The organism is uncultured Clostridium sp. (assembly GCF_910588715.1).
Lineage (GTDB): Bacteria > Bacillota > Clostridia > Clostridiales > Clostridiaceae > Clostridium.
This window is the reverse complement of the sequence record NZ_CAJURG010000001.1, coordinates 646,587-665,636: the sequence shown is the minus strand read 5'-3', so window position 1 is coordinate 665,636 and position 19,050 is coordinate 646,587. Positions and strand designations below refer to the sequence as shown.

Here is a 19,050-nt window from a genome sequence, read left to right as displayed (position 1 = left end):
GATGATTGTTTTGAAATACTATGCTGTTTATAAAGGGAAAACAGGAGAACCTAAGATATTTACATCTTGGGATGAATGTAAAAAGGAAGTTATAGGTTTTAAGGGAGCTATATATAAAAGCTTTACTACAAAGGAAGAGGCACTTAATTTTATTAAATTAAATTCAGAAGGAAAAGAAAATGAAAATAACAAAGAGAAAACAGAAAATGAAGATGGATTGTTTATATACGTAGATGGAAGTTTTATAGTTTCTAAAGGAAATTATTCTTATGGATTAGTAGCCGTTAAAGATGGAGAAATAATATATAAAGATAAGGGAATAGGTTTTGATAAAGAAGCTGTTTCTTTAAGAAATGTTTCTGGGGAAGTTTTAGGAGCAAAAATGGCAGTAGAATATGCTCTTAAAAATGGATTTAAAGAGGTTACAATAGGATATGATTATCAAGGTGTTGAGTCTTGGGCCATTGGGACTTGGAAAAGAAATAATAGAATTACTTCTGAATATAATGAATTTATGCAAGGCAAAATGAAAGAAATAAAGATAAGATTTAAAAAAATAAAAGGGCATAGTGGACATAAGTATAACGATTTAGCTGACAGATTAGCAAAGGAAGCTCTTGATATAAATATTTAATTAGAATAATATATGATTATTTTAATTTAAAATACACATACTATTTTTATAAATAAACATAAAGAGGTGTTATTTGTGGGAAAAGTAATTAAGAGTTTAGCAATAGGAACTATTTTAGGAGTAACAATAGGAATGATGATTGTACCAGAGTTAGATAAAAAGACTCAAAGAAACATAAAAAGAACTAGCAAGAGACTAAGATGTGCAGCTGGAGATGTTTGTGATAATATATTAGATTATATAAATTAATATTTAAACTGCTATAGAAATCTATAGCAGTTTTTTGTATTATTTTAAGTATAATTGAAATTAATACTCGAAAATATATTCTTTTTAGTACTCTGTGTGATATAATGGTAAGTATAATAAGAAATCTTTGAGTTTATATAAATATTTGTAAAGGAAGATTATGCAATGGAGATACTTACTTTAGGTGAAAAGATTAAAAGACGTAGAAAAGAATTAGAAATGACACTAAAGGATTTAGCAGGGGATAGAATTACACCAGGACAAATAAGCTTAGTTGAGTCTGGAAGATCTAACCCATCTATGGATTTATTAGAGTATTTATCAAATTCACTACAAACTTCAGTAGAATATTTAATGGAATCTGAGGAAACACAAGCAGAAAAAATATGTGTTTATTATGAGCAAATGGCAGAAACATATATTTTAAATTCTGATTATGTAACAGCAGAAAAATACATAGAAAATGCATTATATTATGCAGAGAAGTATAATTTAGAATATAGAAGAGCTAAAAATTTATTTTTAAGAGCTAATATTTATAAAGAAAAAAATGAATTAGTTTTAGCTCAGCAATTATATTTATCAGCAAATGTAATTTTTATAAAGAAAAATAATTATGAGCAAATTATTAATACATTTTTAAATTTAGGTAAAATAACTTTAAAATTAAAGGCATATAATTCTGCCACAAGTTATTTAAAACAAGCAGAGAGATTATATTTAGACAACAATATTGGAAATGATTCCATTTTGGGAGAAATATATTATCAAATGGCTGAAAGCTACTTTAAAGTTGATAATATAAAAAAAGCTATAGATTATGCCTTTTTAGCTAAAGAGAAGTTTGAACAAGTTCAAAATAGAGAAGAGTATGGTAAGATATTACTGTTATTATCACAAGAATATAATAAAAAAGGTGATATAGAAAATGCTATAAAATATTCTAAAAAGACTTTAGAAGTGTATAATGAGTTGCAAGAAGAAAAAAAAGTATCAACTATTGAAAATAACTTAGGAAAGCTATTCTTTGAATTTGATAATATTGAAGAAGCATTTAAACATTATCAAATAGCAAAAGAAATTAGAATTAAAAATAGAGATACTAACGTAATAGAAACTTTAATTAATATATGTGAAGGATATATTAAATTAAAGGAAATAATAAAATGTGAAGAAGTTCTTTTAGAAATTGATAATCTTATTGATGAAAGCAACTTAGAACAAATAATAGAAAAAAATATCTTGCATTATAGATTATATATAATAAAAGGTGATCTTGATGAAGCAGAGTGTATATTATTAAAAACATTTAATATAGCAAAATCAAATTCACTAGATAAAAAAGCAGCTGAAATATCAATACTTATTGGAAGATATTATATTGGAGAAAAAAGAGAGGCTGAGGCAGCTAGGTATTTAGCTGAAGGTGTAGGTATTTTTAGAAGTTTAGGCATATTAAATAATTAATTATCTGGGGGTAGACATGGAAATATTATCAACAGGGGAAAAAATTAAAAGATCTAGGATTTATAAAGGAATAACATTAAAAGAATTATGCGGCGATAAAATTTCTATTTCAAAGATGAGTTGCATAGAAAATGGAAAAATTAAAGTTGATGATGAGTCTCTTAGATATATTGCTGAAAAGTTAAAAGTAGATTATAGCTATTTAGTAAGAGATGTATATGATCAGATAAAATATAATATTGAAGATATAAAAAAATCAGCTTATTCAGTTGAAAAATTAAAAAAAATATTAAATTATAATTTAGAGTATTCTTCTAAATATGGATTTAATGATTTATCATTAATACTAACTCACTTTTTATTTGAAATATATATTAATAATAATAGTATAGAAAATATTCAGCTTTTGATTTCTAAATATTATGAATTATATCAATCAAGTAAATCTGATGATGAAATAATTGTTTATTATAATGATATGGGAACATTCTTTATGAAAACTGAAGAATATCATGAAGCAATAAGTTATTTTTGTAGGACAAGAGAGGTTTATGAAAATAGTTATATAGAAGATAAAAAAAGCTATATTTATGCATGTTTTTATGAAGGTATTTGTTATAAAAATATTAAAGAAATAGAAAAGGCATATAAATCTTTAAAAAAAGTATTAGAATTTGTGGATATGTTTGATGATAAGTCAAGAGGGGACTTTTACCATGAGTTTGCTATTTTAAATATTTTATTATATAAGGTTGAAGCTGAAAGATATTTAAATAAAGCTTTTGAATATAAAAAAGATGACTTAAAGGAATTAGCTAAATTTAGAGGTAAGAATGGAAATATATACTTTGAAGTTAAACAATTTGAAAAGGCTATGAGAGAAATAAATGATGCTATAGAAATTTATCCAAGAGAAGATAAAAAAGGTTGTGCTGAATTTTTAGTAGAGTGCATTACTTCATTATATAATAATGGGAAATATGAAGAAGCATTTAAATATGCTGATGAAGCATTAGACTTAGCTATCGATATAGATGAGATAAAGCTTATTGAAAAAGGATATTATTTTAAAGGAATGATATATCAAAAGAAGGGCGAATTTATACAAGCTGAAATGTACATGAATTTAGCAACTGACTTTTTATTTAGATTTGCTAGTAGCGAAGAAAGATATAAGAGATATAATGAAATGGCTGAACTTTATTATAATTTAGGGGAATTAAAAGAGTCTATTAAATATTTTACATTAGCAGTAAATATTGAAAAAAAATTATAATATAAAAAAATAGAGAAGTTTAAAACTTCTCTATTTTTTTATATTATAATTAATTATTTAATGTCATAATAAAAATTTAGTTATCATGATGCAAGAAATTAGAAATCCAAATCCAAAAAGCCCATTTTGATTTGGTATCACTTAATAGTGACGGATTGAAAAATAGCCCCCTCATAAAAACATCCTTTCATAAAAACAAATTTATACTATTATTATAGCTAAAAAATAAAAATAATGTATTCATGTAGATGCTGTAGTTTTAGTACAATAAGTGCTAATTATTTAAAGTTAAATATATATAAAAAGCATAAAAACACATAAAAAAGCTGTTTTAAGTACACTATTTTATATTTTTTAAAACTATTAGCTTAGCACCATAACCTTTAAGGTTAGTAATTATATTTAAAACTGAACTTTTTTTAGAATATTTAAATTCTATTTTAGGATAAGAAGCTTTATGAAGGATTTCTTTTTCTTCTTTACTAAGTCTATCAGGGGACCCCATAGCTAACCAATAGTTATAAGATGATCCTGTAGATTCATTAACTTCATAGGTAATAATTCTAGTAGAATTTTTTATATTTACTATATTAAGTGAATATTTTCTCTCAAAGGATTTTTTTATTTCACCTTTTTGATATATATCTTCATAACTAGCTAATTTATTAACATCATCATTATGAGAATATAAAAGGATAGCATAATAATTATCTGACTTTGTAACAATATATCCATCATCAAGAGCAATTATAAAATTTCCTAATTTACTTAATAGATAATATGCATAATATGATGGTTTCCTAATTCCCATATCATTAGCTATTCCCGGAGCACCTATAAAAACTTCATTTGTAATATTTATTTCTTTTCCAAGAACATCAAAAGCTTTAAGAAAATTTAAAGAATTAGTTTTAAATATAGTACTGTGAATTATATATGGAAGCATATAGGCAGTATCATAAATTGAATTTAAATTAGAGTTAGCTGTAAAATCAACTTCACAAACATCTAATTCATGATAATTTTTTATATAATCACGTAAATTATTTTTGATTTCTTCAGATAATCTAGAGTCAAATTGAAATTTAAAGTCAGTTATATCTACTATATCAAGTTCTTTAAAATATTCTAAAAAACTATTTAAAATATTAATATATTTTTCAAAAGAATAATCTAAATTATCAAGTAATATAAGTGGCTTTAGTGAAATATTAGATAAAAATTCTAATACACCTTTTGCTTTATTCCAATTATAAAAATCAGAATCTAAAAATACTCCCATATCACTATGAAACATTTTTTCAAGACGACCATATTCAAAATGTATTTCTTCTTGTATTTCTTCTAATATGTCTTTATTATCTTCGATTAAAAGGTCAAAGGATTCCCCTAGATTAATATATTCTTTAAAGCTAGTTTCTAATGGATTTAAAACTTTATCAACATCAACATGGATATTCCAAAGTTTATTTTCAAAATTAAATCTATTATAATTTTCTAAGCTATAAGAAAGTGATTCAAGAGCATCATTAAGAGAAAGTTCTATAAGCTTTTTTGAAAGCTCATATTCTTTTTCAGAAGTAGCATATTTTTTTCTATATTGTAGAGGAGTGCAACCATAATAATACTTAAAGTTTTTATTAAAATAACGCACATGTGAAAAACCTATTTCATCAGATATTTCAGATATACTCATATCACTATCTAATAAAAGTTTTATAGATTCTTCAATTCTAGTTAAATTAATTAAATCCGTAAAGCTATAGCCTGTAGCATATTTTATTTCATGTGATAAGTAATGAGGACTTAAGAATTCCTTTTTTGCAATTTCCTGAAGCGTAATATTATTATTATAATTATTATATATATATTTAGAAATTCTATGGTATCTATCTAATTGATCCTTTTTTTCTTTTAATTCTTCCTTTTCATGAGTTAAATAATGAAAGTTATTAACAAGATGATAAAGAAGTGTTATAAGAAGCTTTTCTATTTCCTCATCATAATCTTCTAGCTTTTGAACATATTCGCAAAGCATTTGAGATAAAATAGATTTTAACTCTTCATATTCAGGCCCATTTTGATCTTCATCATCATTTGAATTTGTATAGAAAAATATATTATTTATATCTTTATAATATTTTTCGAAAAAAAATGGGTCTATATTAAAAATTAATACTTTATTATCGCCTATTCCTTGAATTTCATGAGATTCATCTGAGTTTATTATTTCAACCTCACGTTCATTTAATGTAAATGAATCTGTATCTATTTTAATGTGTAAAGAACCCTTTAAAACATATATAATCTCAATTGAATTATGCCAATGAGTTGGATAATTTTTTATATTAAAATATGAGATTTTTATAGGTAAATCAAAGGGATAATTTATATACTCTCTTCTCAAAATTTCACCTCTAATTTCTATATAAATGTCCTTTGTAAATATTATAACAATAACTACCATCAAAAACAAAATAATATATAAAAATTTTATACTATATTATGTAAAAATTAACATAAAATAAAAGTAAAATTTACTTTGACTTTCTTTGACTTTTGTATTAAAATAAAATTAAAGTTAAGAATATTAATAAGAGGTGAATATAAATGAATGTTGAAAGAATGACATTAAGAGTACAACAAGCATTAAATGATGCAAATTTAACTGCAGTAAAATATAATCATCAACAAATAGATGTTATTCATTTATTTTCTGCATTAATAGAAGCTGAGGATGGCTTAATTCCAAATATCTTTACAAAAATGGGTATAAACGTAAAGATGATGAGGGTTGATATAAAAAATGTTTTAGACAAAATGCCTAAAGTTACAGGTGATGGAGCAAATGGATCAGGAGTTTATATAACAAGACAAGTAGATGAAGTTCTTGTTAAAGCTGATGATTTAGCAAAAAAATTTGGAGATTCTTATATTAGTGTTGAGCATTTAATGTTAGCTATTATAGAAGTAGATAAAAATGGACCTGTAAAGCAAATATTAAATAAATATAACGTAACTAAAGATAATTTTATGAAGGTTTTATCAGAGGTTAGAGGAAGTCAAAGAGTTGATACTCAAGACCCAGAAGGAACTTATGATGCTTTAGCTAAGTATGGTACTAATTTAGTTGAACTTGCAAAAAAACATAAATTAGATCCTGTAATAGGAAGAGACGATGAAATAAGAAGAACTATTAGAATACTTTCAAGAAGAACAAAAAATAATCCAGTATTAATAGGTGAACCTGGTGTTGGTAAAACTGCTATTGTTGAAGGATTAGCTGAAAGAATAGTAAGAGGGGATGTCCCAGAAGGATTAAAAGATAAAATAATTTTTTCATTAGATATGGGATCTCTTATAGCAGGTGCAAAATATAGAGGTGAGTTTGAAGAAAGATTAAAAGCTGTTTTAAAAGAGGTTCAAAACAGTGAAGGTAAGATTATATTATTCATAGATGAAATTCATACTATTGTTGGAGCAGGAAAAACTGACGGTGCTATGGATGCAGGTAATTTAATTAAGCCATTACTTGCAAGAGGTGAACTTCATTGTATTGGTGCAACTACTTTTGATGAATATAGACAATATATTGAAAAAGATAAGGCACTTGAAAGAAGATTCCAACCAGTTATTGTTGATGAGCCATCAGTAGAAGATGCAATTTCAATTTTAAGAGGATTAAAAGAAAGATTTGAAATTCATCATGGTGTTAGAATCCATGATTCAGCTATAGTTGCAGCAGCAAAACTTTCTGATAGATATATTCAAGATAGATATTTACCAGATAAGGCTATTGATTTAATTGATGAAGCTGGAGCTATGATAAGAACAGAAATAGATTCACTTCCAGCAGAGTTAGATGCAATTAGAAGAAGACTTGTACAACTTGAAATAGAAAAAGAAGCTTTAACAAGGGAAAAAGATGAATCTTCTAAGAAAAAGTTAGAAGCTTTAGAAAAGGAATATTCAGAGCTAAAAGCTAAAAATGATGAAATGACAGCTAAATTTGATAGAGAAAAGGGAGCTATTTTAAAATTAAAAGAGCTAAAAGCAAAACTTGATGAAGCTAGAGGAAATCTTGAAGCAGCTCAAAGACAATATGATTACAATAAAGCAGCAGAAATACAATATGGTGAAATTCCTAGTTTAGAAGCTGCTATTGAACAAATGGAAATTGAAGTTAGAGAAAATTATGAAGGTGCTTTATTAAAAGAGGAAGTTACTGAAGAAGAAGTATCACAAGTTTTATCAAGATGGACCGGTATACCTGTATCTAATTTATTAGAAGGTGAAAGAGAAAAATTATTAAGACTTGAAGATGAAATGCAAAAGAGGGTAATTGGTCAAGAAGAAGCAATTACATCTGTTACATCTGCAATTCTTAGAGCAAGAGCAGGATTAAAAGATATAAATAGACCTATAGGTTCATTTATTTTCTTAGGACCAACAGGAGTAGGTAAAACTGAACTTGCAAAAACTTTAGCAAGAAACTTATTTGATTCTGAAGATAATATTATTAGAATAGATATGTCTGAGTATATGGAGAAGCATGCCGTATCTAGATTAGTTGGAGCGCCTCCAGGATATGTTGGATATGAAGAAGGTGGTCAATTAACTGAAGCTGTTAGAAGAAAGCCTTATAGTGTAATATTATTTGATGAAATTGAAAAAGCACATGAAGATGTATTTAATATGTTCTTACAAATACTAGATGATGGTAGACTTACAGATAATAAAGGTAAAACTGTTGACTTCAAAAATACAATTATTATTATGACTTCTAATATTGGAAGTAGCTATCTTTTAGAGAATAAATCAGAAGATGGTATAGATATGCAAATAAGAGAAGAAGTAATGAATGAAATGAAAATGAGGTTTAAGCCTGAATTCTTAAACAGAGTTGATGATATTATAATGTTTAAACCATTATCTGAAGCAGGAATAACTAAGATTATTGATATTTTTGTAAATGAAGTTTCTAATAGATTAAAAGATAGAAATATAAGTTTAGATATTACACAAGAAGCTAAGCATATATTAGCAGTTGAAGGTTATGATCCAATTTATGGAGCAAGACCACTTAAGAGATATATTCAAAATACTTTAGAAAATAAATTAGCAAGATTAATTATTGCAGGAGAAATTAATTATGGTTCTCATGTTATAATTGATGGTAAAGATGATGAAATCATAATTAAAACTGAATAACATAAACTAAAAATAATTAACTATATGTAGTATAAAAATACTCAAGATATTTAAATCTTGAGTATTTTTTAATTTTTTATTTATTATTTGAAATTAAATTAGAGTTTAATGGAATTAAAACTATAAAGCTTATAAAAACTAAAACTGCAGAAATTAAAAATGGTAACTTATTTCCTATATCAAAGATAAACCCTGCAGTTAATGAGCCTGTAACTTGACCTATTGCTTTAGAAGAATTAAAAATACCCATAATAGAGCCATAATTTTTTTGTGAAAGTTTTGTTATTATACTTTGTTGCAGTGGAATATGTATACTTGCAAATGATGTAAATATTACTGCATATGTTAAAAATAAAATAACATTATTTGATATTACCATAAGAAATAGTGAAACTATAATACATAAAGTTATTGTTTTAAATACATTAATTTCCCTAAATAGTTTTCCAAGCAATGGAGTAAAAATTAAATTAACAATAAATCCAATTATTCCAACAAGAGCTAAAAAGCCACCTATGAATGTTGGAGGAAGATTTAAAACATCTTCTATATAATAATTAATAGTGGAATTATAGCTTGTAGAAGCAAAGTAAAAGGTTATAACTATTATAAACATAATTACTAAGTTTTTATTTAAAAGTTTTAAATAGTTATTTTTATTATAAATATTTGATTTTAGATTTATTGAAGTTTTTTCTTTTTTTGGTTCTTCTAGTAGAAAATATACTAATATACCTAAAATTAAACATAAAATAAATTGTGAAAAGAAGGTATATTTAAAATTATTTTTACCTAACACACCTCCAAGAAGTGATCCTAAAGAAGAACCAATTGTATTTGCAGCTGCATAATATGTAATATATTTTGTTCTATTTTCTTTTGTTGTAATATCAGTTAAATATGCCATTGATGTAGTTAAATAACTTACTACAAAAAATCCCCCTGTAAATCTAAATATAAGTATTATAAATGGATTTGTATTAAATCCAAATCCAAGCTGACTTATACCATATCCTATAGCTCCTAATATTAAAAATTTAATTCTTCCTTTTTTATCTGATAAACTACCAAATAAGGGTGAGCCAATAAAATTACCAACAGACATTGTTGCAAAGAATAATCCAAACATAAATGTTGGTAACCCAAGTTTATTTATAAACATAGGAGTAACTGGATGGGCCATGTTAAATGCAAGTGAACTAAACATATTTAAAACTATGATAAATATTAATGATTTATTTTTTTGATTCATTTTTTTCTCCGTTTTTAAAAAAATATTTATATTTATAATAATAAAATAGTAAAAAGAAAAATGAAATATAAATTTAAAGTAAATTTTATATAATAATTTAAAATCTACAAAAAATAAATATTTCACTTTTAATTGTAAATAAATTTATAATTTAATTTTTAAGGAAGTTTATTTCCTGCTGATAAATAAATTGAATACCATTCTTCACGAGTTAATTTAACATTAGAAGCAGTACATATATCTCTTAATCTATTTTTATTTGTTGTACCAACAATAGTTTGTATTTTAGCTGGATGTCTAAGTATCCATGCTGTTGCAATTGCAGTAGGACTTACACTATATTTTTCAGCTAATTCTTCAAGTTTTTTATTAAGCTCAGGAAATTTTGGATTATTTAAAAATGTACCTTCAAAAAATCCATATTGATAAGGTGACCATGCTTGAATATTTATATCTTTTAAGCGGCAATATTCTAAAATTGATCCATCTCTATCTATAGAAGGTGATATTTTCATGTTTACATTTAATCCAGAGTCTATAATTCCAGTATGCATAATACTAAATTGAAGTTGATTAATAGTAATTTTATTTTTTAAATACTTATTTAATAATTCTATTTGCATTGAATTATGATTACTTACACCAAAATTTCTAACCTTACCTTCATTATATAATTTTTCAAAGGCTTCATTTACCTCTTCAGGTTCCATTAGTGTATCTGGTCTATGCAATAATAATATATCTAAATATTCAGTTTTTAATCTTTTTAATATAGAATCCACCGAATTTATAATATGTTCTTTAGAGTAATCATAAAATCCAGCTCTAATAGAACATTTAGATTGAAGAATAATTTTTTCTCTTAGAGACGGAGACATAGAAAGAGCTTCACTAAAAATTTCTTCTGATTTTCCATTTCCATAAATATCTGCATGATCAAAGAAATTAACTCCACAATCTAAAGCTGTATTAATTAAACTATTAACTGAAGTTTTGTCCATTTCTGAAATTCTCATACATCCTAGTCCTATTTCAGATGCTTTGATATTACCATTTGCCATTATTATTTTATTCATAAATATATTTCAATCCCCTCTATAAAAATAATTTTTAATTTAATCATTTACATTATAGCATTTAAAGAGGTTAATAGTCTATGATAATAAATTTTGAAAAATAAATAAAAAAATTTAAAAAAGAGTGTTGACAAAAGTCGACAAAGATAATATACTAGACAACGTAGTAAGCAATGCTTAATATGCGTGTTTAGCTCAGCTGGATAGAGCAACGCCCTTCTAAGGCGTGGGCCAGGAGTTCGAATCTCTTAACACGCACCATTAAAAATGAGGTGAACGTAGTTCAGTTGGTAGAGCGCCAGTTTGTGGCACTGGTTGTCGTGGGTTCGAGTCCCATCGTTCACCCCACTTAGGGATATCGCCAAGCGGTAAGGCACCACACTTTGACTGTGGTATTCGTAGGTTCGAATCCTGCTATCCCTGCCATTTATTTTGGTTTACTAGCTCAGTCGGTAGAGCACTTGACTTTTAATCAAGGTGTCCGGGGTTCGATTCCCCGGTAAGCCACCAAAGCAACTAAGAAAATTCTTAGTTGCTTTTTTTTATATAAAAGAATACTACCTGCTATGCAGGTATGTTCAGATTAGCTTAAGTAATGAGTATATAAAAAAACTCCTTTTGCCAATAATTTAAAAGAGTTAGCTTTGTAACAGAACTTCAAAAGGTTTATAAGTTTAATAAATCATTCTAATGTCACATATCCTTACGAAATTTTAGAGAATTAAAAATCAAATCATTTAAATTGAAACATTTTAATAATAGTGGGAAAAAACCCAGAATTCAGTATAATTAACTAACAGATAAATATAATCTGTCGAGGAGGAATGATTATGAAAATAAGAAAGAAAAGTAAAAGCAAAATTTATTTGAATAATTACTTGACTATAACCTTACAGGTTAGCTTACAATTATAACAGAGGTGATTATAATGTTAATAAATGAAGTTGCAAAATTGTGTAATTTAACTAAAAAAGCAGTTGAATATTATGCAGAGCAAAGGCTAATACGTCCAAATATCCTAGAAAATGGATATAGGGATTTTTCAGAGCAGGATATAGAAATACTAAAACAAATTGCTTTATATAGAAGATTAGGATTAAGTATATCTGAAATTAAAAGTGTTCTTGATAATACAGAAGAATTAAAAAGTATTCTATATAAGAAAACTCTTGAATTAGAGCAAGAAAAAACAAAAAAGGATATTCTACAAAGGCTATGTAATGGAGAAAATTTAGAAAAATTAGAAAAAGAAATAAATAATATAAATTCTAAAACAATTATTATTAAAAAACTGATGGATTTATTTCCTAGCTATTATGGAAAATTTATAAGTTTGAATTTTTCTAGGTATCTTACAGGAAGAATTGAAACAAAAGAACAAATGGAAGCATTTAAAGAAATTATTGATTTTTTTGATAATGTACCTAATATTGAAATACCGAAAGATTTGCAAGAATATTTGGATGAGTATTTAAAAGAATACTCGAGTAAAGAAGGTCAAGAAAGAATAAATAATATTCTTCAAGCTAGAGATAAAAATATAAAGAATATAGATGAGTTTGTAAAGAAAAATAAAGAATCACTAGATAAATATAATGAATATAAAAAAACAGAAGAATTTAAAAATTTACCTACAAATAGAATAATGGAATTAATGAAACAAGTTTGTAGTACCAATGGATATTATGAAAGATTTATACCTGCAATGAGAAAGTTAAGTCCATTATATAATGAATATTATGAGCAAATGATAAAAGCAAATGAACAATTTATCAAGAACTATCCTGAATATACAGAATAGTATCTATTACACAAATTACAATTTGAAATGGAGAATAGTTTAAAAGAATTAGAAGATAACTTTAATTCATTAATGCAAAGAGCATTTAAGAGAGAATTAATTAAATAATAATTGAAAAAAATTTAAAAAAATGAATATTGAACTATAGTTCAATAGGGGGATATTAAACTATAGTTCAATATTGAAATTTTAATTGATTAATTTAAAATATTTAGTGAATGAAGTGTTAAAAAATTTAAATTAATTTAAAAGGAGTTGTAGCTATATTGAATTTAAAATTTTCAATATGATGCAACTCCTTTTAGTTTAAGAATAAAAAATATAGGCTATAATATAACATAAAAAGTTGATGTTTATTTGGAAAAGGAGAAAGTAAAATTAGATTTTGAAGAAAACAAAAGTATTAAAAATCAATTAAAGTTAAAAATAATATTTTCAGATGAACAAGAAATAATTTATACATTAGATGTAATAAAATATTGGAAATATACAGATAAAGAGCTTAAAGAAAAGAAAATGTATCCTTTGATGCCTCTTCAATTATTTAATTTAAGAAAAGAATTAGAAAAAGCTCACAATAAAAATGACTTAAAGAAGATAAAAGAATTATCAAAAAAAGCTAAAAACCTTGCAGAAAAGTTAGCAAAAGAATCAGCAAAACTATTTGAAGAAGATGAAATATTATAAGGTATAAAAAATGCAATGGAAAAATGTTATTAAAGAACATGGATGCTAAAGATGTTGCTAACATATTAGATACAGATATGTCTGTAGTGAATGAGGGATTAAAAATTAAATTAAGTTGTAAGTAAATAATAAAATTTAATTTGTAGATAGTAATTAAATAATTTGTAAAGGCTAAATATTCAAAATGGATATTTAGCCTTTTTATTATAAATATAAATTTCTTAGTTGTCTTTTTGTTTTATGAAAAAATATAAAAGAATAAAAATAGAGTGATCAAAAGGAAATAAATGGTATAATATAAACTAAAGTAAAATTTAAGAAGGTGAGTTTCTTGATAAGGGTAGAGAATTTAAGTAAGGATTTTAAAATTAATAAAAAATATGCAGGTTTTAAGGGTGCTATAAAGTCATTTTTTACATCAGAATATACTATTAAAAAGGCAGTAGATAATATTAGCTTTGAAATAGATGATGGAGAAATAGTAGGGTATATAGGAGCAAATGGAGCAGGAAAATCAACAACAATAAAAATGATGACAGGAATTTTAAAACCTACTAATGGGATTGTTTCTGTAAATGGTTTAGTTCCTTATGAAAATAGAGAAAAGAATGCTAAAAATATTGGAGTAGTCTTTGGACAAAAGACACAATTGTGGTGGGACTTGCCTATATCTGAAACCTTTTCTTTACTAAAGGATATTTATGACGTGAGTGATGAGGATTTTAATGAAAGAATGAATTTTTTAAAAGAAGTATTAGAATTAGATGAGTTCTTTTTAAGTCCTGTTAGAACTTTATCATTAGGACAAAGAATGAGGGCAGATTTAGCAGCAGCTCTTATACATAATCCTAAGGTAATATATTTAGATGAACCAACTATAGGCTTAGACGTTGTTGTAAAGGAGCGTGTTAGAAAAGCTATAAAAGAGATAAATGAGAAATATAATACTACAATTATATTAACAACTCATGATTTGAATGATATAGAAGAGCTTTGTAGCAGGATAATTATAATTGATAAAGGTAAAAAAATATATGATGGAGAAATTAATGGGGTAAAAGAAAAATTTGGATATTTAACTACGGTTGAAATACAAATAAAAGAAGAGATAAATTTAGAAAGTTTTAATGAATTTAATGAAATGAAATATGATTGTGAGTTTAAATTAAATTTTAATGAAAATAAATTATCTATAACATTTAATAAAAATAAAATTTCTTCATCAGAAATTATAGGGAGAGTTATGAAAAAATTAAGTGTTATTGATTTTGCAGTAAAAGAAACAAGTATAGAGGACATAGTTAAGAAAATGTATAGAAACGAGGTGTAAAATGAAAGAAATAAAAGGTATAAGACCTTACTTACCTTTTACAAGAAACGTATTTCAAAGATTAATTTCATATAAAGCTAATGCAATAATATTTATGTTTGGGGATTTTCTTATGTTAGCTGTTACTTATTATCTTTGGAAGGCAATTTATGAAAGTAGTTCTCAAAATATATTAAATGGATTTAATTTTAATGAAATGATAATATATTTATTTATATCATTTTTAACATCAATAATGATAAATGTTGATATAAGTTATGATATTTCACGTGAGGTTAAAGATGGTTCTATTGCAATTAATTTAGTTAGACCAATAAGTTATAGAAAAAGAATGTTTTTTCAAGGGCTTGGAAATATATTATATAATTTTGTAATTATATTTATAATAGCTTTTTTTGCTACTACATTTTTATTTTATAAGTTTTTTGGATATATAAGTATATTTAGAATAATTATATATTTTATAAGTATTATTTTAGGTATATTTATTAATTTTTATTTTAGTTATATATTTGGACTTATATCTTTTAAGATAACAAATATGTGGGGATTATCTCAAATAATGCAAGCAATAGTAAATTTATTATCTGGAACATTAATACCAATAGCATTCTTCCCAAAATGGGCACAAGCTATAACTAATTTATTTCCTTTTAGCTCTACTATATATACACCATCTATGATTTATTTAGGAAAAATAAATGGAATGAATATTTTATTTTCTTTGGGAATTCAAATATTTTGGGTAGTTGTATTAATGTTTGTAAGTAAGAAAATGTGGAAAGCTCTAATAAAAAGTTTAACAATTTTAGGGGGATAGATATATATGAAAAGATATTTTAAACTATATTTTAAATTTTTAGAACAGTATATCAAGACCTTAATAGAGTATAGAGCCGATTTTATATTAGGGCTTATAGGATTTTTATTTGTACAATCTATAGGAGTAATTTTTATAACATTAATATTTAATGCAATACCATCTTTAAAGGGATGGAGTTTTTATGAAATATTATTTATATATGGATTTGCACAAATTCCAAGGGGGATAGACCATGTATTTACAGATCAACTTTGGATATTTAGTTGGCAAACTATAGTTGAGGGTAAATTTGATAAATATTTAGTAAGGCCATTAAATCCATTGTTTCAAGTAATAGTAGAAAAGTTTCAGCCAGATGGATTTGGTGAAATAATAATAGGTACAATTCTTTTAGTTACTTCATGGATAAAATTAAATTTAGATATATCCTTAGGTAAGATCATTTCGTTAATAATTGTTATAATATTTGCAAGTTTTATATATACTGCTATAAAGCTTGCAGTAACATCTATTGCATTTTGGGTTAAGTTTGCTCAAAGTTATTTATTTATGGTATATCAATTAAGTACATTTGTTAAATATCCAATTACTATTTATCCAAATTGGATTAAAGGAATATTAACATTTATAATACCATTTGCTTTTACAGGGTATTTTCCAAGTGCGTATTTTTTAGGTAGAGAAAGCTTTTTAAGTGGTATTTTATTAACTTGTATAGTAGGAGCAATTAGTTTAATTGTTGCTTATAGGATTTGGTTAATTGGAATGAGTAAATATGAAAGTAGTGGTAGTTAAATTATAAGTATTTAATATTAGTATTAAAAAGTATTATAGTGGTAGTTACTTTTTAACAACAAAATAAATGGATGCCTATATTAGGTATCCATTTATTTTAAATATATTTTATAGCTATTAACTTATAAAAACTTTCCTTATCACCATCAATTGCTTTTTTAATAGTATTTCGTTAATCATATTTATTTCCTTTCTTTTGAATCGATTCATAGATTAGACGACTCAAATTAAAGATTGGTTTCATTTAATTTTATAAAAATAATAAAATTTTAAAATGTTTTTTTAAGTAAATTTTGAATTTGATGGAATTAGTGGAGTTTTGTTTTTAAAATTAATAAGAATAAAGCTTAAATGAACTAAAGAGGCATTATAAAAGGTGTTTGGATAACTAACAAATCAAATAAATATGTTTTTAATACGGTTTAAATATACTTTAAATGTAATTTTAGAAAATTATTAGTAAAAAATTAATCAATCATAATTTTTTTAAATGATAACTATGACAAAATTCAATTGTTAATTTAATAACAAAAGTAGTATAGTGAGATTGTAGGAAGTACAAAAATAAAAAATAAAATTTTATATATCGTTAAACTAAGTTTTGGAGGAATACATATGGGATATAAATTATTATCAAATGAGATAAACAACTTATTTGAAGAATTAAAAAAAGAATACAAGATATATGCGCCAAAGAGATTTTCAAAGCAAGGAAGATATTCAGATACAGATATAATTAAGTATGATGAGATAAGCTCATTTGAAGAAATTGTTTATGATAAAAAGTCAACATATCCAGCAAAGGAGATAATTACACCAATAAACCAAACATTATACTTCTTTACTGAAGATGAATTTAGAGAAAGCAAAAACCCACATGGTGATAAAAAGATATTAATATTTGCAAGACCTTGTGATATAAATGCACAAAAAAGACAAGATAAGATTTACCTAGAAAATGGTGGATTTGAAGATATATTCTATAAGAGAATTAGAGAAAAAGTTAAATTTGTATGTATGGAATGTGTTGAAGGATTTGATACTTGTTTCTGTACAATAATGGATAGCAATAAGACAGATGATTATAGTTTAGCAGTTAGATTTGATGAAAATTCAGCATTATTTAATGTTAATGATGATGAGTTTGACAAGTATTTCACAGATTCTACTAAAGAAGAATTTGAACTTAAATTTATAGAAAAGAATATGGCAGAAGTTAATCTTCCAGAAATAGAAAGTAAGGAAGTATTAAATAAATTAAAAGAGCACTCTGTATGGAGAGAATATGATAAAAGATGTATTCAATGTGGAAGTTGTACTGTAGCATGTCCTACATGTTCTTGTTATACAACTAGAGATATAATTTATAATGAAAATGCTAATGTTGGAGAAAGAAAAAGAGTACAAGCATCTTGTCATATTGATGGATTTGATGAAATGGCAGGGGGACATAAGTTTAGAACTACTGCTGGAGACAAGATGAGATATAAAGTATTACACAAAATACATGATTACAAAGAACAATTTGGAGATAGCCATATGTGTGTAGGTTGTGGAAGATGTACAGATAGATGTCCAGAAAATATTTCTATTACAGCAACTATAAACAAAGTAGATAAAGCAGTTAAGGAAATTGTTGGAGGAGAAAAGTAATGAGTAATATATTAACACCAAAAGCATATGAAATTATTGAAATAAGAAAAGAAAGTAATTTAGAATATACATTTAAAGTTGCAACTGATATTAAAGTTGAGCATGGACAATTTTTACAATTATCAATTCCTAAAGTTGGAGAAGCTCCAATATCAGTTAGTGGATTTGGTGATGGATATTTAGAATTTACTATTCGTTCTGTAGGAAAAGTAACAGATAAAATCTTCACTTTACAACCAGGGGATACATTATTCTTAAGAGGTTCTTATGGTAAAGGGTGGCCAGTTGAAAAGTTAAAGGGTAAAAATGTAATCATAGTTGCAGGGGGAACAGGTGTTGCTCCAGTAAGAAGTATGATAAATATGTTTTATAATGATGAAACATATGCAGAAAGCGTTAATTTAATATGTGGATTTAAAGATGAAAATTCAGTTCTTTTCAAAGATGAATTACAATTATGGAAAGAAAAATTTGACACTATATACACATTAGATAAAGGTGAAAAAGAAGGATTTGAAAATGGATTAGTTACAACTCATTTAAGTAAATTACCATTTGATAAATTTGGAGATAACTATGAAGTAATAATAGTAGGACCACCAATGATGATGAAATTTACAGCTTTAGAGTTTGTAAAATTAGGAGTTCCAGAAGATAAAATATATGTTTCTTTTGAAAGAAAAATGTCTTGTGCAGTAGGTAAGTGTGGACATTGTAGAGTAGATGAAACTTACGTTTGTTTAGAAGGTCCTGTATTTAATTATACTAAAGCAAAAAATTTATTAGATTAGGAGGA

General features: G+C 25.3%; 15 protein-coding genes and 4 tRNA genes. 16 read left to right on the top strand and 3 right to left on the bottom strand.

Annotated elements, in window-relative coordinates:
• Position 1: 1 nt before the first annotated feature.
• The 4 genes from QZ321_RS03295 to QZ321_RS03280 all read left to right on the top strand — a co-directional run bounded on the left by QZ321_RS03295 (position 2) and on the right by QZ321_RS03280 (position 3,626).
• On the top strand, positions 2-634 hold the full coding sequence (locus QZ321_RS03295) for a ribonuclease H family protein (RefSeq protein WP_291747613.1): 633 nt from the start codon (positions 2-4) through the stop codon (positions 632-634).
• 75 nt (positions 635-709) lie between these two features.
• Positions 710-883, top strand: coding sequence for a YtxH domain-containing protein (locus tag QZ321_RS03290; RefSeq protein WP_291739888.1), 174 nt, complete (start codon positions 710-712; stop codon positions 881-883).
• 165 nt (positions 884-1,048) lie between these two features.
• Positions 1,049-2,350, top strand: a complete 1,302-nt coding sequence (locus QZ321_RS03285; RefSeq protein WP_291747615.1) for a helix-turn-helix domain-containing protein — start codon at positions 1,049-1,051, stop codon at positions 2,348-2,350.
• A 16-nt stretch (positions 2,351-2,366) separates the two neighbouring features.
• Positions 2,367-3,626, top strand: coding sequence for a transcriptional regulator (locus tag QZ321_RS03280; protein ID WP_291747618.1), 1,260 nt, complete (start codon positions 2,367-2,369; stop codon positions 3,624-3,626).
• A 340-nt stretch (positions 3,627-3,966) separates the two neighbouring features.
• Here the strand turns inward: QZ321_RS03280 and QZ321_RS03275 are convergent, their stop codons facing one another.
• Positions 3,967-6,033 (bottom strand): helix-turn-helix domain-containing protein, encoded by a 2,067-nt coding sequence (locus QZ321_RS03275; protein WP_291747621.1) that lies wholly within the window; start codon positions 6,031-6,033, stop codon positions 3,967-3,969.
• Positions 6,034-6,236: 203 nt separating this feature from the next.
• On the opposite strand from QZ321_RS03275, the gene clpB reads away from it, so the two are divergent.
• The gene (gene clpB / locus QZ321_RS03270; RefSeq protein ID WP_291743966.1) at positions 6,237-8,837 is read left to right on the top strand and encodes an ATP-dependent chaperone ClpB; all 2,601 of its coding nucleotides are present in this window, start codon (positions 6,237-6,239) and stop codon (positions 8,835-8,837) included.
• A gap of 76 nt (positions 8,838-8,913) precedes the next feature.
• Here the strand turns inward: clpB and QZ321_RS03265 are convergent, their stop codons facing one another.
• Complete coding sequence (locus QZ321_RS03265) at positions 8,914-10,089, bottom strand: MFS transporter (protein WP_305084197.1); 1,176 nt, start codon at positions 10,087-10,089, stop codon at positions 8,914-8,916.
• Between the two features lie 158 nt (positions 10,090-10,247).
• Positions 10,248-11,165: an aldo/keto reductase family oxidoreductase gene (locus QZ321_RS03260; protein WP_291747629.1), complete on the bottom strand. Its 918-nt coding sequence runs from the start codon at positions 11,163-11,165 to the stop codon at positions 10,248-10,250.
• Between the two features lie 184 nt (positions 11,166-11,349).
• Here QZ321_RS03260 and QZ321_RS03255 point away from each other — a divergent pair.
• From QZ321_RS03255 to asrB, 11 genes are all read left to right on the top strand, one after another.
• Positions 11,350-11,426: transfer RNA gene (locus QZ321_RS03255), tRNA-Arg, on the top strand.
• A gap of 11 nt (positions 11,427-11,437) precedes the next feature.
• Positions 11,438-11,513 (top strand) — tRNA-His (locus QZ321_RS03250).
• A gap of 3 nt (positions 11,514-11,516) precedes the next feature.
• Positions 11,517-11,591, top strand: a tRNA-Gln gene (locus tag QZ321_RS03245).
• Between the two features lie 8 nt (positions 11,592-11,599).
• Positions 11,600-11,675, top strand: a tRNA-Lys gene (locus QZ321_RS03240).
• A 418-nt stretch (positions 11,676-12,093) separates the two neighbouring features.
• Entirely contained in the window at positions 12,094-12,966 is an 873-nt protein-coding gene (locus QZ321_RS03235) for a MerR family transcriptional regulator (protein WP_291747630.1), read from the top strand.
• A gap of 357 nt (positions 12,967-13,323) precedes the next feature.
• Positions 13,324-13,653 (top strand): hypothetical protein, encoded by a 330-nt coding sequence (locus tag QZ321_RS03230; RefSeq protein WP_291747632.1) that lies wholly within the window; start codon positions 13,324-13,326, stop codon positions 13,651-13,653.
• Positions 13,654-13,984: 331 nt separating this feature from the next.
• Entirely contained in the window at positions 13,985-14,983 is a 999-nt protein-coding gene (locus tag QZ321_RS03225) for an ATP-binding cassette domain-containing protein (RefSeq protein ID WP_291747634.1), read from the top strand.
• 1 nt (position 14,984) lies between these two features.
• On the top strand, positions 14,985-15,803 hold the full coding sequence (locus QZ321_RS03220) for an ABC-2 family transporter protein (protein WP_291742986.1): 819 nt from the start codon (positions 14,985-14,987) through the stop codon (positions 15,801-15,803).
• 6 nt (positions 15,804-15,809) lie between these two features.
• Entirely contained in the window at positions 15,810-16,601 is a 792-nt protein-coding gene (locus QZ321_RS03215; protein ID WP_291747641.1) for an ABC-2 family transporter protein, read from the top strand.
• Positions 16,602-17,216: 615 nt separating this feature from the next.
• A complete protein-coding gene (gene asrA, locus QZ321_RS03210) occupies positions 17,217-18,254 on the top strand; it encodes an anaerobic sulfite reductase subunit AsrA (RefSeq protein ID WP_291747644.1) in 1,038 nt (345 codons plus the stop codon).
• Positions 18,254-19,045, top strand: a complete 792-nt coding sequence (gene asrB, locus QZ321_RS03205; RefSeq protein ID WP_291743004.1) for an anaerobic sulfite reductase subunit AsrB — start codon at positions 18,254-18,256, stop codon at positions 19,043-19,045. The genes asrA and asrB overlap by 1 nt, the downstream gene beginning before the upstream one ends.
• The last annotated feature ends 5 nt before the right edge of the window (positions 19,046-19,050 follow it).

Bases quoted from the DNA above. Each gene is read 5' to 3' on its own strand.
- asrB (WP_291743004.1), top strand. From the start codon at position 18,254: ATGAGTAATATATTAACACCAAAAGCATATGAAATTATTGAAATAAGA.
- QZ321_RS03280 (WP_291747618.1), top strand. From the start codon at position 2,367: ATGGAAATATTATCAACAGGGGAAAAAATTAAAAGATCTAGGATTTAT.
- QZ321_RS03220 (WP_291742986.1), top strand. From the start codon at position 14,985: ATGAAAGAAATAAAAGGTATAAGACCTTACTTACCTTTTACAAGAAAC.
- QZ321_RS03265 (WP_305084197.1), bottom strand. From the start codon at position 10,089: ATGAATCAAAAAAATAAATCATTAATATTTATCATAGTTTTAAATATG.
- QZ321_RS03235 (WP_291747630.1), top strand. From the start codon at position 12,094: ATGTTAATAAATGAAGTTGCAAAATTGTGTAATTTAACTAAAAAAGCA.
- clpB (WP_291743966.1), top strand. From the start codon at position 6,237: ATGAATGTTGAAAGAATGACATTAAGAGTACAACAAGCATTAAATGAT.
- QZ321_RS03215 (WP_291747641.1), top strand. From the start codon at position 15,810: ATGAAAAGATATTTTAAACTATATTTTAAATTTTTAGAACAGTATATC.
- QZ321_RS03285 (WP_291747615.1), top strand. From the start codon at position 1,049: ATGGAGATACTTACTTTAGGTGAAAAGATTAAAAGACGTAGAAAAGAA.
- QZ321_RS03260 (WP_291747629.1), bottom strand. From the start codon at position 11,165: ATGAATAAAATAATAATGGCAAATGGTAATATCAAAGCATCTGAAATA.
- QZ321_RS03295 (WP_291747613.1), top strand. From the start codon at position 2: ATGATTGTTTTGAAATACTATGCTGTTTATAAAGGGAAAACAGGAGAA.
- asrA (WP_291747644.1), top strand. From the start codon at position 17,217: ATGGGATATAAATTATTATCAAATGAGATAAACAACTTATTTGAAGAA.